The following is a 14,642-nucleotide window of genomic DNA, read 5'->3' as shown; positions in this document are numbered from 1 at the left end:
TAGTGTCACCCCGCAAGCTTGTAACGGGGTTCGAAAATTATTAGTACTGTAAATACGTTACTTCTTTTAATTACAAGCTTCTTTCATTTTTCTTCCGGCTCTAAAAGTAGGTTGATTGTAAGCATCTATTTTCATTTTTGCTCCGGTTTTTGGGTTACGACCCTCACGTGCTTTTCTATGATGTATTTCAAATGAACCAAAACCTGTTATATTAATATTATGGTGGCTCTTTATAGCACTAATCACACTATCAAGAACTAAATTAAGTGCTTTCTCGGCCTCAACTTTTGTTAATGTTTTATGTGAAGCATGTTTATGATTATGACTATGGTCGGTCATAAATGCTATAAATTCGGTTTTATTCATTTTTTTTGGTTCTTTTTTGTTATGCGTACTCATAATAAAATCAATTCTCCTTTGATAGGTTAATATGTATTGATGTTTTTTTATAAAACAATATATACAACTGGCAATAATATACATCAATATATTTTTTATGTGAGTTAATTATAACAAACTACCCACATACTGCAAATGCCAGTTATTTACAAAATTTAAAATATATACGTTATTATATTAATCTATAGAAAAATGTAGCCATTTTACATCAGTTATACTGTTAAAACTATCTTAATCAAGTAATTAAAGTAAAAATTTATCATTAAAACCCTAATTTATTGTCAGTAGTAAATTACAAAAACTAATTTTCTACTCTATAAAAAATTATAAGTTTTTTAATAAAAAACAATATATACTTAATTTATATAAAAAGTGGAAACTGTCTTTCATCCTTTATATAGAATATTTCTAACCGAATAGCAGATTATATAATAATTCGCTATTCACATTAATTTAGAATAAAATTTTTAAAGAAAAATATATTAAATCCAATGTTATTATCTGAAATTTGTATTAAACGCCCTGTCTTTACTACAGTTTTAAATTTGGTTATCGTAGCTCTTGGAGCAATTTTTTTTACCAAACTACAAATTAGAGGCACTCCAGATATTTCAGTTCCTATTATAAATGTCGAAGCTCATTATGCAAGTGCCGATGCCTTATATATGGAGCAAGAAATAACGACACGTATAGAAAAAGCTTTAAAGACGGTTAAAAATTTAGATTATATAACTTCTCAAAGTTCTACCGGCAAAAGTAGTATTACTTTATCATTTCTATTATCTACCGATATTGAAGTAGCACTAAACGATGTCCGCGCCAAAATATCGGATATCACTTATATGTTCCCGCAAGATATGAAAGCCCCGTCAGTTGCAAAACTTGATGCCGATAGTTTCCCAAGCCTCTTCATAAGCGTTGCAAGTGATCAATATAGCGATTTAGAATTAACAAAGATCGTCAAGGATAATTTACAAACACCGTTAGATAAACTTGAAAGCGTAGGACAGTCACAAATTTACGGCAGTCGGGAATATGTAATGAGAATAGAACCCGATTCTAAAAAATTATATCAACATAAAATTTCTGTATTGGAGATTGAATCCGCAATAAAAGAGCAAAATAAAGATTATCCCGCAGGTATGATTAAAACAAAAAGTAATAATTTTATAGTAACTCTTGAAGGTTCTTTATCTACACTGGAAGAATTCGGTAATATTATTCTAAAAGTACAAAATGGAGGTATCATAAAATTACGAGATATAGCAAAAATATCTTTAACTTCTCCCGATGAGGACATAATTTTTAGATATAACGGCAAAAACTCTATTGCCCTTGGTCTTATAAAAGAATCAAAAGCTAACGTCATAGATTTATCACATGAAGTAACTAAAGCACTAGAAAGAATTAAAGAATCCATGCCCAAAGGAATAAGCGTGGGTATTGCATATGATGGAGCAACACCTGTAAAAGCATCAATTTATGCAGTATTTCAAACAATTTTTGAAGCTTTAATATTAGTAGTTTTAGTCACTTATTTATTTCTTGCTTCTGCTAAAATTACCTTAATTCCTTTTGTGACGATTCCGGTATCGTTGATTGGTACTTTTAGCGTAATGTATGCTTTTGGATTTTCTATTAATATATTTACGCTCCTTGCTATGATACTTGCTATAGGTTTAGTGATCGATGATGCGATAGTTATGCTTGAAAACATTTTTAGATATAATGAAATGGGGCATAAACCCATGGAAGCGGCTATGCTTGCTTCTAAAGAAATCGGCTTTGCAATCATTGCTATGACTATTACGCTTGCTGCCGTATTTTTACCCGTGGGTTTTATAGAGGGTTTTATAGGGAAATTATTTATTGAATTTGCTTGGACTTTAGCATTTTGTGTTTTGTTCTCAGGATTTGTTGCTTTAACTTTAACTCCTATGATGTCAAGTCGTATGGTTACAAAACATAATACGGACTTACCGAAATTCTTAGTAAAGTTTAACGACATTCTACAATTTATTCAAAATAAATATATTTACTATCTAAAGCTAACTTTTGACAATAAAAAGAAATTTGTCATCATTATTGCATCATCATTTATAGTGCTGATTATTAGTTTTAAATTTACTCAAAGAATTTTCGTACCCCAAGAAGATGATGGATTTTTACAAGTTTCTCTTAAAGGTCCTGAAGGTTCTAGTTTAGAATCTTCTACTAAAGTAGTGAAAGAAGCCGAAAAAATCCTTGCTAATTATAAAGATATATTAGGTTATCTGATGGTAATAGGTGCAGGCGGTAGCGATAATGTTTTTGGATTCATTCCTCTAAAAAATTGGAGTGAGCGTTCTCGTTCCCAAGAAACTATTAAGAATATATTAAATAAGCAGTTTTCTGAAATACCTGGCATGTCGATTTGCGCTATGGATCCACGTTCAATGGTTAGCGGGAATGCAAGTAGCCCTATCGAGTTTAATATTCAAACGAACCTTGAATATGATGATCTAGATAAAATATCACAACAATTTATTGATATAATGAAAACAAATCCTATTTTCTTAAACGTCAATAGAAATTTACAATCGGCAATGCCAACTATAAGTATAGAAGTCAACCGTGATAAGGCTTATTTATACGGAATGGATTTGGCAAATATAGGCAAAACGGTACAATATTTACTTGCAGGTCAACAAATCGGGAATTTTAGAATGAGTAATGATTTATATGACGTTATATTACAATTTAATCAAAAAGATCGAAAAGATATTAGCGATTTTAGTAAAATTTTAATCAGAGCAAAAAATAATAATATGTTACCGCTTGAATCGATAGCCAATATTACGGAAAAAATATCAGTAAAATCATATAGTCATTATAATAATTCAAAATCCGTTACTATTTCCTCTGATCTTGCTCCTAACAGAAAAATTGATGATGCAATTAATGAAATCAATAAAATAGCCGCTAAATTACTTGATCCTAGTAATACTATAATTGAATATATTGGAGAAATTAAACAAATGAGAGAGGCAGACAGTAATATACTTATAACATTTGTGTTTGCTCTTATATTTATCTATTTAGTGCTTGCAGCTCAATTTGAAAGCTTTACTGACCCTTTATTAATATTACTCGCCGTACCTTTCTCAATAACCGGCGGTGTACTTGTTCTCTGGCTTGCCGATAATAGCCTTAATATGTATAGTAATATCGGACTTATTACTTTAATTGGATTAATTACTAAGAATTCTATTATGATAGTAGAATTTGCTAATCAGCTAAGAGGAAAAGGAGTAAAGGTTCAAGAAGCTATAATAGAATCCTCAAAACTTCGCTTGCGTCCAATTCTTATGACTACTCTTGCTACCGTAGTCGGAGCTTTACCTCTAGTTTTTGCAGACGGAGCCGGTGCTGCTGCTCGTAATTCTATAGGCTTTGTAATAGTTGGAGGATTAAGCATCGGTACTATATTTACAATTTTTGTTATACCTGTAATATATCAAACTTTTAAGAAGGATTAATAAATTATAGAATAATAAAATTTAGTAGACATATAGCTCAAAATGAGAAATGATTATTTTACGTTAGTTTTGTTGCATGGCTCGGAAAACGCACACAGTGTCATCCCAAGGCCTCGCCACGGGATCCAAACACGGGATCCAAAAATGTAACCCATAATACTAGTAATTTTAGTATTTTAACTGGACCCCGCTATCAAGTTGTGGGATGACAGAGGTATGAGCCACACAACAAGGTCTTTTACATTTAACTAAAAGGAGCTTAAATATGTTAATAAATACTTCTAATACTCCGCTTATTACTACTGTACATTTATTATCTTCTATAGGTGCTATAAATTGGGGCTTAGTCGGATTATTTAATTTTAATTTAGTCACACTTTTATTTGGCTCATTTCCAATTATTGTGACAATACTTTATATAATTATAGGCTTTTGTGGTATATATTCTTTCCTTTGTTTAGGTAAGCTATTTTGTAAACCCGGAATAGAAAAGGTGAAGTAACTTATCTTTTTGTCATTGCGAGCAACCTGTAGGCTGTGTGGCAATCCCATGAAATAATAACAAACTCCTGAGCTTGCTTCGTCAGTTGTTATGCAATTTCCTCGCAATAACGACCTAACAACTTCACTTGTGCTATAGCAGTTATTGCTGCTGTTTCAGCACGTAATATATTACTTCCTAAACTTATAGATTTTGTATTCTTATATGAGGTAAGAAGTTCCAGCTCATCATTAGTAAAGCCTCCCTCTGGTCCTACAATAATAGTTATATCACTGTTACTAAGTGATGATGAAATTCGTAATATAGAATTTTCTTCTTTTTCATGTTCATTGGCATATAACATCAAATTATTATTCTTTTTTAGATAATCTTGTATTGTGATAGCTTTTTCAATTATCGGGGGAGTAAGACGTTCTGATTGCTCTGTTGCTTCAATAACACATTTCGTTAAACGTTCGACATTTACTGATCTAAATTGACACCACCCAGTAATTAACGGAATAATTTTAGTTATACCGAGTTGCGTAGCCATATTTATTGCAAGCATTAATTTATCTTGCTTTATTATAGCAACAGCAAGAGTTAATGTAGATTCTGTGTAAGGCTTTTTTAACTGTTCTTTAAGTCTAACCGACAGGTTATTTTTACCTATATCGTTAATTTGTGCTAGAAATTCTCCATCCGTACCGTTAAAGAGACGTAAACCATCATTTACTTTAAGACGTAGCACCGTTTTAACATAATGAACATGATCACTTGCTAATTCTATCTTGCTATTTTTAGCTAAACGACTATTAATATAAATACGGTTATATTTCATATATTTTAGTACTATGGATGATAAAAAAGATAATAGACATCTTTCCAAACCAACTTATCGAGAGGAATTTACAGGAGACACGGAATACAGCACCACAGTATATATCAGCATACGTGAGGATGCGAGTACCGGATCAACGTCTAAACTACCTCTAAAAGCGAAGTTTGTAAAGATGTCTATTAATATATCAGAAGAAGAAAATTTACCAAAAGAAAAAGAAATTGGCGGTGTTAAAGGTCTAGAACCAACAAGATATGGGGACTGGCAGCATAAAGGTAAAGTCACAGATTTCTAATGCCTTGCTTTCAACACACTAAAATTTTACCCTATAAACCGCAAGAATTGTTTGATTTGGTCTGGGATGTAAAATCTTATCCTAAATTCTTGCCTTGGTGTTCTGCTTCTAGAATTATTTCAGAAAATAATCAAGAGGTTATTGCTGAATTAGTAATTCAGTTAAAAGGCTTTTCAGAAAAATATAACTCACAAGTTACAAGCGAAATAACAAATGATGGAATATATTTGATTAATACGGTAGCTATTTCAGGACCTTTTGAATATTTAAAAAGTACCTGGCAATTTGTGCCATGCACGCCAGGAACTCAATTAAAATTCTTTATTGATTTTAAAATGAAATCCGTAATACTGGATAAATTAATCGGCACTTATTTTACCAAAGCAACCGAAGAAATAATTATAGCTTTTGAAAGGAGAGCTCAAGAGATTATTAAATAAAAAAGAGTAAGGTTATATAACCTTACCCTCTAGGAAGTTTTGTATTCAGTTACTAGGCAATATCAGATATATATCCTTCATCTCCCTCATCTCCTAAGATTTGAGTTTGATCATCATTAAGATTATTATAATCAAGGCTATAAAACTGCTCTTCCTGCTCCTCACTAGTACTGGAAGTATGATAATTAAATAATACTTTATAAGCTTCATTTATTTCAGCATATTTCTGTATTTCTTTTGAAAGTTCTACTGCTTTATTTTGCATAGCTTTTTCTGTACCATGCCATAACTTACTTGTCAAATTTGGCTTGTATTCTGCTAATTGCTTATCTTTGTAACTTTCTCTCTCTGCAACAGTTCCCAAACTTAAAGCTTTTTCAACATCTTCACTTGAATAGCCATTTTGTATTAGTTGCTGAATAATACAAGCATGTAAAGGAAGAATACTAGTATCTAAAACTAATTTATTTGTATATTGTCCTTTCACGCCAGGTATTTCCTGATATAACGCACGATCTGTTGATTCTACTATTTCATAGCCACCATTATGTTTGTAACCAACGCCATCTTCTGTTAAACTTAAGGTTGGTACGCGAGTTATTGCATTAGATATTATCTTACCGTTTATTCCTTCAATATATTTACCGGTAAATTTATCTATACCATTTTTATCTGTAGCAGTACCGTATACAAAACTTCCTAACCCCGAAGTAGCCAAATACTCTTCAACTTTAGTTGCTTCATGAGCTTTAGTAAAAAGCTTTATTTGTTCATTACTATCCATAATGCCTTTTGCCCCATAACTAGTACCAAAAACAGCCCCTATTATTAAAGGTATTTTGCTTAACCAACTACTAGATGAAAAAAAACTACTTACTCCTGCAAAAAAGCTTCCTGATGCTAATTTTGTATAAAAACTATAATCTACTTTTGCTTTTTCTATTAAAGATAAGTAAGTAATCGGTTTATTACTTCTGAATAAGTTATGTAATAATGTAAACATAGTCTATCTCCTTGTTTAAGTTACCATATTTTATGGTTGTTAAATGTTAAATATTAACACAACTGCACTGTATAACAAAAGTAATTAAATGTCAATCTTTATTTTAATGATAGATTAATAAGCATTAATATTTGACTTGACATTTTTTTAAAAAAACCATATTTTATGGTAAAATTAACCAAAAAGAGGTAGATATGCCTACATGTAAAAATACTAAACATATTAGCACTAAAAAGCTTGCTTATATAGGGTTAAACCTCGCATATAAAACAGATGATTTAAATATTTATAAGCTAAACGCATCACAGGTCAATGAACAATTAACAGATAGCGGCTGGGAAATACTGACTGCTTCATGTGATAATATCAGCACTGCTAAATATGATTATAAAGCCGTCGCATTTATAAATAAAGAAACTAAAGAAGTTCATATTGCTAGTGCCGGCACAAAATTCAATATATATGATTTATTAGACGACTTGCTTATCGCTCTGCACTATTTACCTACTAAACTAACTCCACTTCAGGATTTTGTTAATGAAATAATTAACAAATTAGGCGGCTTAAGTAAAGCTACAGAATATAGTTTTAATACTAGCGGTCATTCACTTGGAGCAATAATTGCAGATTTAACCTTAGTAGAAATACATTCTCGCAATCTACATTTTAATAAATCTACAACTTTTGATAGCCCCGGCTCAAAACCGATAATTGAAAGAGGTATTAAAAAAAATTTATTTACCGGGGAAATAACAACTCCAATAGAAGAGCTAGCCACCCATTCTAAGATATATAATGCAAAGCATAATCTTATTAATATTACTAATAAGCATTTTGGAAAAACAACAATGGTACTTCCTGGTAAAAAAACAGCACTATCACAATCAGAAGAATGGGTATCATATTTATATAATTTTGCCAAACAAAAAGTTACAAAATATCTAGGAATTAATGGAATAGTCGAAGGTGTTGAAGAAATCATATCCGGAATCAGTAAACATGGACTTGTTAATTTTTCTGATTTGAAACAGAATATTACTTTAACCATAGATGATTGGGAAGCAGCAACACAAAAATATGCTAAAAATACTCTAAATTTAAAAAATAATTTATATAATCAAATAGTTGGCACTGAAACCGGAGCTAATTTAGTTGGGATGTATAATAATTTTCAAAGCTGCAGTCAAGAATATGCTCAGGAAGTCAAAACAACAGGAGATATAAGTAATTATCATATCCTCTAATATGTTAAATAAAAAAATAACATATACCTTTTGCCTTTCATATTCATTATTTCTTATTTAGAGCGACTAAATAGATTTCCGTAGATTCACTGCGGCTGGATGAAGGTTTAAAATGTTTCACTATTTTAAATTCATGCTTTACTTTATTTAATAATTCATTTTCTGCACCGCCACGAAAAATTTTAGCAATAAAATGACCATAGGGTTTTAGTACTTTTAAAGCAAATGCAAAAGCTTGCTCACATAAAAGTAAGGTTCTTATATGGTCTGTAGCTTTATGGCCTATGGTATTTGATGCCATATCACTCATTACTATATCAGCTCTACCATCTAAAGCCTGAATAATTAATTCTTCCGTAGCTGCTTCAAAAAAGTCCTTTTGCAAAAATTCAACTCCAGCAACAGGTTCAATTTCTAACACATCGATAGAGATTATTTTATTATTTAGGTTATTATCTGAAGCTTTAATAAGCTTGGAAGCTACTTGACTCCATCCCCCAGGAGCTGCTCCTAGATCAACAACTTTCATGTTAGGAGTAAAAAGTTTAAATTTGTCATGAATTTCAAGTAGTTTATATGCAGCTCTCGACCTAAAGCCGTCTATACGTGCTTTTGCAACATATGGATCATTGAATTGGCGTCTAAGCCAATTACTAGAAGAGACGGTGCGTTTTTTAGAAGTCTTAACTCTAACGAATTTATTTCTATAACCGCTTAAATTATTTGTCATAAGATCTTTTATACTTATAAATAAATGAAGAATAAGCAGACGAAGTTTAATCTGGAAAAGAGCAAAGAATCCACAAGACGAGGAACAAAAGCCGTTAATAATACTTGAGTACCCACAGTATTTGTAGCCAATTTTTCAAATTAAACGAGTATGCTCTTTTGCTATTTTATCTAATACAGAATTAACAAAACCAATTTCATGCTCATTTAACATATCATTTGCTATGTCCGTATATTCGTTGATTACTACTTTAGCAGGCGTAGTAGGACAAAATAATAGCTCACATATACTAACACGCAATAACGCTCGGAGTAAGATCGGCATACGTGCAGGATCTTTATCATTTGTTAAATAATTGTCGATAATTTCGTCTAGTTTATTAATATTTTCAAATACTGACTTTACCAGCATTTTAAAATGACTTATACTTAATGATATTTTTAAATTCTCAGGTAAATCTGTTATAGAATTATTTTGATAAAAAGATAGTACATTTTGTATGATATCATCCATGTCGTCATTATTTTGCAATATGTTTTGATAAATAGCTTGCACTGCTGCAATACGTGCAATCGACTTTTTATTAATTTTATTTGAACTCATAGAGAAAAGAAATTTAAAATTTAATTTTCGTCATTGCGAGTGTGATATGGCGTGATGTCATTCCTGTAAAAGCAGGAATCCACAGAAAAAAATGAAGTAATCCAAATGTATTAGTTTTAAAAACTAATAGTATTTATGTTTTTTAATTACTGGATTCCTGCTTTCGCGGGAATAACATTGGGAACCAAGGAGCAACGTCCACTCACAACAACGAAATGATATCTATAACCTTGCAATGTATACCTTAAAATAATTTATTAGTAAACTTATAAAATTTTTATGCTCTCTATAATAGGATTTATTATAACAATTAGTATCTTGGTATTTATCCATGAATTTGGGCATTATTGTATTGCTAGATATTTTAATGTAAAAGTTGAGGAATTCTCGATAGGTTTCGGTAAAGCACTAATAGGCATTACCGATAAAAAAGGAGTTAGGTGGAAGATTTGTCTTATACCGCTTGGCGGTTATGTCAAGATTTACGGCTATGATCACAGCCTTATGGATAAGACTAAAGAAGTTAACGAAAAAGTAGCTTTTTATGCTAAATCTTGTTTAGAACGTTTTTTAATAGTTGCAGCAGGTCCGTTAATTAATTATTTACTTGCCATAATAATATTTGCAGGTTTTTATTGTTACTTTGGAAAAACAGAGATTCCTCCTATAATAGGTGATGTAGTAGCTTCATCACCGGCAGAGAGAGCAGACTTAAAAGCAGGAGATAAAATTGTTAAGGTTAACAATAAATCTGTTAAAGATTTCGGGGACGTGCAGAGAGAGATATTAATTAACGGTTTTAGCTCTTCTACTTTAACTATAGAAAGAAAAAGTGAGGAATTTATCGTTAATATAATGCCTCAAGAAATAATTATATCACCTTCCGAAGAAAAGCAAGTTAAGAAAACTCTTCGCATCGGTATTATAGCTAAAAATGAACCTATTCATACTAAAATAGGAATTTTAGAAGGATTCTGGGACGCTATTAATACTACTATAGATCTGTCTGTTTTAACTCTAAACGCAATATCGCAAATGATTGTAGGGAAACGTTCATTCGATGAGATAGGAGGCCCAATAGCTATTGCTAAAGAGTCAGGCAAATCTATAACTGGTGGAATCCAAATGTATCTGTTATTTATAGCAATGCTTTCCGTTAATTTAGGGTTACTTAACTTACTACCTATACCAGTGCTTGACGGCGGACATTTAATATTTATATTATATGAAGCAATTACAGGTAAATTACCGAATCCTAAGACTAAAAACATTTTGTTACAATTAGGAGCAATAATCATAATTTTTCTTATTATAATTGCTGTTTCCAACGATATACAAAATTTGTTTTCCTAAATTTATAGATTTGCTTGCTCTCGTTTATATTATCTACTATAGTGGGGTACATTCATTATGTTTAAATGCATTAGTTAGGAGAACTTTATATATTATTCTTAGCTAAAAGCGGGAATCTAGTTCTTTGTCATCCTGCGACTTGAACGCGGTATCTAATTTATTATTTTTACCGTGGTCAGGCCACGGGATGACATTGGGTTTAAACACAGAAATTTAAATTAAATCTTAAAGCAGGTTTTAGGTGACAATCAGATCAATTAGTAAGTTAACAATTTTATTATTAACGATTTTTTATTATCATATTTCATTAGCTGACTCTGTAATTCGTAAAATAACTATCGAAGGTAACCATAGGGTTGAGCGTTCTACTATTGAGAGCTATTTAAAGCTTAAGGCAGGAGAGACCTATAATAATTCTAAAGAAGATGAGGCAATAAAACGTTTATATGCCACCTCACTTTTTAGAAATATAAATATGCATATAACAAATGATGGTAATTTAATAGTTAACGTTACTGAAACGCCTTTTATAAGTAGTGTAGTATTTAGCGGTAATTCTAAAATCAAAACTAATATGCTCGCTAAAGAAATTTACACAATGTCGGGTGAATCTCTTAGCCAAGCTAAAATTGAATTAGATGTAAAGAAAATATTAGAAATTTATAAACGTAGCGGACGTTTTGCTACTATGGTAACACCTAAAATCGAAAATTTAGAAAACAACAGAGTTAAGGTTATTTTTGATATAGCAGAAGGACCAAAAACCGGTATTAAATATATTTATTTTAGCGGTAATGAAAATTATAGTGATTCAGAACTTAAATCTATTGTTTTAACTAAAGAATCTCGTTGGTTTCGTTTTTTAGAAAGTAACGATACTTACGATCCTGATAGAGTGGAATATGATCAAGAATTACTGAGAGAGTTTTATCAATCTGTAGGTTTTGCAGATTTTAGAGTAATTTCGGCATCAGCAGAACTCAATAATACTAAAGAATATTTCACCCTTACCTATTCCATTGAAGAGGGGGGAAAATATAGCTTCGGTAATATTACAATAGACAATAAATTAACTAATATAGATATAACAGCGTTTAATAAAATTGTTAATATTAAACAAGGCAAGGTTTTCAATATGAAAAAGGTTGACGATATAGCTGAAAAAATCAGAGAATATTTTACAGCGAACGGTTACCCTGCAGTAAATGTTTATCCAGATATAATGAAAAATGCTAATCATACTGCAGATATTAAATTTATTATTGAAAAAGCCGATAAAGTTTATATTAATAAAATTAATATTATTAATAACCTTAAAACCGAAGACCCTGTTATAAGAAGAAAATTTAAAATAGAAGAAGGTGATATAATTAATCGTTCATATATTGAAAAAGGTGAGCGTAATCTTAGAAATTTAGATTATTTTGAGAAAGTAGCAATTAGCTTAGCTCCAACTAAAGCTAAAGATAAATATGATGTTAACGTTGAAGTTGATGAAAAATCTACTTCCTCTATAGGTTTTGATTTAGGATATAATACTGCTGGCGGTTTATTCGGACGTTTCTCTTTCTTAGAGCGTAATTTAGTTGGTACCGGGAAACTGCTTAATGCCGGTGTACAAGTAAGTAAAAACACTACAAGCTATTACGGTGGTATTACCGCACCGCACTTTTTAGATCGTGATTTATCACTTAGCGTAAACACATTTAGAAACTATACCGGACGCGGTGCTAGTGTATTAAATACCACTGATCAAAGCTATAAGTTACACTCTATAGGAGTCAAAACTTCTCTTGGTTATGAAATTAAAGAGGGTTTAGGTCACGAAATAGATTATTTAATCAAACGTGATATTTTAAGTGCTCCAACTCCATCAAGCTCAATATTCTTAAAGGAACAAATGGGAAAGTTCATTACTTCTGCTATAGGACATACTATTACTTATGATCAAGCCGATAATAAAATTGTTCCAAAGGATGGTTATTTAGTAAGTGGCACACAAGAATTTGCCGGCGTTGGAGGTGATAACAAATATATAAAGCATGAAGTTGACGGTAAATATTATAAATCTTTCATACATAACAAGCTTACTTTAAAATTATCTGCTTCCGGAGGTGATATTGCAGGGCTTGGAGGAAAAATTATTAGAATTTCCGATCGCTTTAATTTAGGTGATTATAGTTTAAGAGGCTTTGCAAGCGGTGGTGTAGGACCTCGTGAAAAGGTCACTAACGAAGGACTTGGCGGTGAGCGATATTACACATTCTCAACAGAGCTTAATTTTCCAACACCTATACCTGAGGAATTTAATTTAACTGGTGCAGTCTTTATGGATTTAGGAAGCGTTTGGGGAGTAGGCCTAAATAAGAAACAATATCAAACTCCAAACGGTTTTTATAACGATAAATCTCTTAGAGCTTCCGTTGGTTTCGGCTTTATTTGGGTAACACGTTTTGCACCGATCAGAATGGATTGGGGTTTCCCGGTTAAGAAGAAGAAATATGACGATACGCAGCATTTCCATTTAAGATTTTCGACGCATTTATAAAGATGTTTCATTGTCACCCCATGGCTTGTCCACGGGGTCCAGTTAAGGCTGCTAGTCTTTAGCATTTTTAAATTTTTTTATTGGATTGCCACGCTCCTTGTCAGTCGTTGCTTGCAATGACAAAACATGTCTCGTAGGAATCAATATCTCAGCATAATATAATCATATTTCAGCCGATGTAGCTCAACTGGTAGAGCGACGCATTCGTAATGCGTAGGTCTGGGGTTCAAATCCCCACATTGGCACCATTTTCTAAATAAAAACTATAACCCTATTTGTGGTAAATAACTTAAAATACTAATCATCTATTGTCACCATCAATCCAAATGGTCAAAAAGTCCAGCAGAACCTAAAGCGGTTTTAAAAATCTAAAATGCTTATAAAATAAGTAATGATACTGAAAGACTTATTGCTGTTGATATAAAAAATGACCAGTTTGTAATATTTGATAATACAGGTGGTAATGTAGCTCCTCATGTAAGGACATATAAAGAAATAGAGAAAAAACATGCAAATAAGGTAATAAAAACTTTAATGAAATCTTGAAACAGTATAAATTATTGGGATAACAAAATGAAATAAACAATGACAGATAAATTATGGTATGAAAAAATAAATGAAGAAGATGCATATATCAGAAAAACACTTCAAAAATATATAGATTTATATTTCTTTGATTCTATAGAATTTAAAGCAGTAGAAGATATAACCTTAGAAAATTTAGGTGAATTTTTAGAAGTAATATTAAAACATTATCAATAATATCATTTTCATTTAGGCGAATTATATGATACTGGAACAACATTAGAAGAATATTTCGATTATGTTTTTATGGATTATGAAAAATATATAAATTATCCTAAATATTCTAAAGAGAATAGACGTAATTTAGGTTGGTTAGATAATATATACAAATGTGTAATCCAAGACTATTTCCAGAAGATGTCCCGCATTTAATAGGATTTTTATACGCTAAAGATGGAGAAGTGACAAAGGCTTAAGAAAAGCTAAATACCTACCTTGCCCAATTTGATTTAATGAAAAGACAAGATGAAGATTACAGATGCTGAGAAACAATCACAAAAGAACGTCAGCAAACTATAGCAGAAAATAAACCTTTACCAATAAGACCTATGAGTATTGAACTATCAAACTGCTTGAAAGATTGAAGTTGGAAACTTTTTTAA

At 31.3% G+C, this 14,642-nt stretch carries 12 protein-coding genes, 1 tRNA gene and 1 pseudogene; 9 read left to right on the top strand and 5 right to left on the bottom strand.

Annotation, left to right across the window (positions count from 1 at the left end; all coding sequences use genetic code 11):
- Nucleotides 1-66: 66 nt before the first annotated feature.
- Nucleotides 67-399 carry an HU family DNA-binding protein gene (locus tag QUD19_RS03345; protein WP_498807271.1) on the bottom strand — a complete coding sequence of 111 codons (333 nt, stop codon included), beginning with the start codon at nucleotides 397-399 and terminating at the stop codon, nucleotides 67-69.
- Between the two features lie 491 nt (nucleotides 400-890).
- Here QUD19_RS03345 and QUD19_RS03340 point away from each other — a divergent pair, with 491 nt between their 5' ends.
- The gene (locus QUD19_RS03340) at nucleotides 891-3,917 is read left to right on the top strand and encodes an efflux RND transporter permease subunit (protein WP_498807270.1); all 3,027 of its coding nucleotides are present in this window, start codon (nucleotides 891-893) and stop codon (nucleotides 3,915-3,917) included.
- Between the two features lie 265 nt (nucleotides 3,918-4,182).
- Nucleotides 4,183-4,419 (top strand): DUF378 domain-containing protein, encoded by a 237-nt coding sequence (locus tag QUD19_RS03335; protein WP_498807268.1) that lies wholly within the window; start codon nucleotides 4,183-4,185, stop codon nucleotides 4,417-4,419.
- An 88-nt stretch (nucleotides 4,420-4,507) separates the two neighbouring features.
- Here QUD19_RS03335 and QUD19_RS03330 read toward each other — a convergent pair whose 3' ends face one another.
- Nucleotides 4,508-5,239: a 16S rRNA (uracil(1498)-N(3))-methyltransferase gene (locus tag QUD19_RS03330; protein WP_498808636.1), complete on the bottom strand. Its 732-nt coding sequence runs from the start codon at nucleotides 5,237-5,239 to the stop codon at nucleotides 4,508-4,510.
- A 13-nt stretch (nucleotides 5,240-5,252) separates the two neighbouring features.
- Between QUD19_RS03330 and QUD19_RS03325 the strand changes: the two genes are divergently transcribed.
- Nucleotides 5,253-5,534 carry a DUF1674 domain-containing protein gene (locus tag QUD19_RS03325; RefSeq protein WP_498808635.1) on the top strand — a complete coding sequence of 94 codons (282 nt, stop codon included), beginning with the start codon at nucleotides 5,253-5,255 and terminating at the stop codon, nucleotides 5,532-5,534.
- Nucleotides 5,534-5,974 carry a type II toxin-antitoxin system RatA family toxin gene (locus tag QUD19_RS03320; RefSeq protein ID WP_498808634.1) on the top strand — a complete coding sequence of 147 codons (441 nt, stop codon included), beginning with the start codon at nucleotides 5,534-5,536 and terminating at the stop codon, nucleotides 5,972-5,974. The genes QUD19_RS03325 and QUD19_RS03320 overlap by 1 nt, the downstream gene beginning before the upstream one ends.
- 52 nt (nucleotides 5,975-6,026) lie before the next feature.
- Here QUD19_RS03320 and QUD19_RS03315 read toward each other — a convergent pair whose 3' ends face one another.
- A complete protein-coding gene (locus tag QUD19_RS03315; protein WP_498808633.1) occupies nucleotides 6,027-6,977 on the bottom strand; it encodes a hypothetical protein in 951 nt (316 codons plus the stop codon).
- 194 nt (nucleotides 6,978-7,171) lie between these two features.
- Here QUD19_RS03315 and rlip point away from each other — a divergent pair, with 194 nt between their 5' ends.
- A complete protein-coding gene (rlip, locus tag QUD19_RS03310) occupies nucleotides 7,172-8,221 on the top strand; it encodes a secreted effector lipase Rlip (RefSeq protein ID WP_498808632.1) in 1,050 nt (349 codons plus the stop codon).
- Nucleotides 8,222-8,267: 46 nt separating this feature from the next.
- Here the strand turns inward: rlip and QUD19_RS03305 are convergent, their stop codons facing one another.
- On the bottom strand, nucleotides 8,268-8,951 hold the full coding sequence (locus QUD19_RS03305) for an RlmE family RNA methyltransferase (RefSeq protein ID WP_498808631.1): 684 nt from the start codon (nucleotides 8,949-8,951) through the stop codon (nucleotides 8,268-8,270).
- A 135-nt stretch (nucleotides 8,952-9,086) separates the two neighbouring features.
- Complete coding sequence (nusB, locus tag QUD19_RS03300) at nucleotides 9,087-9,554, bottom strand: transcription antitermination factor NusB (RefSeq protein ID WP_498808630.1); 468 nt, start codon at nucleotides 9,552-9,554, stop codon at nucleotides 9,087-9,089.
- Between the two features lie 279 nt (nucleotides 9,555-9,833).
- Here nusB and rseP point away from each other — a divergent pair, with 279 nt between their 5' ends.
- The 4 genes and pseudogenes from rseP to QUD19_RS03280 all read left to right on the top strand — a co-directional run bounded on the left by rseP (nucleotide 9,834) and on the right by QUD19_RS03280 (nucleotide 14,624).
- Entirely contained in the window at nucleotides 9,834-10,907 is a 1,074-nt protein-coding gene (gene rseP / locus QUD19_RS03295) for an RIP metalloprotease RseP (protein ID WP_498808629.1), read from the top strand.
- A gap of 241 nt (nucleotides 10,908-11,148) precedes the next feature.
- Nucleotides 11,149-13,455 carry an outer membrane protein assembly factor BamA gene (bamA, locus tag QUD19_RS03290; RefSeq protein ID WP_498808628.1) on the top strand — a complete coding sequence of 769 codons (2,307 nt, stop codon included), beginning with the start codon at nucleotides 11,149-11,151 and terminating at the stop codon, nucleotides 13,453-13,455.
- Nucleotides 13,456-13,627: 172 nt separating this feature from the next.
- A tRNA-Thr gene (locus QUD19_RS03285) sits at nucleotides 13,628-13,703 on the top strand.
- A gap of 337 nt (nucleotides 13,704-14,040) precedes the next feature.
- Nucleotides 14,041-14,624 (top strand): annotated as a pseudogene (locus QUD19_RS03280) (hypothetical protein).
- The last annotated feature ends 18 nt before the right edge of the window (nucleotides 14,625-14,642 follow it).

The sequence above is a fragment of the Candidatus Rickettsia kotlanii genome (assembly GCA_030295365.1).
Taxonomy (GTDB): domain Bacteria; phylum Pseudomonadota; class Alphaproteobacteria; order Rickettsiales; family Rickettsiaceae; genus Rickettsia; species Rickettsia kotlanii.
The sequence above is the reverse complement of the archived record's forward strand: the minus strand, read 5'-3'. Positions and strand labels throughout refer to the sequence as shown.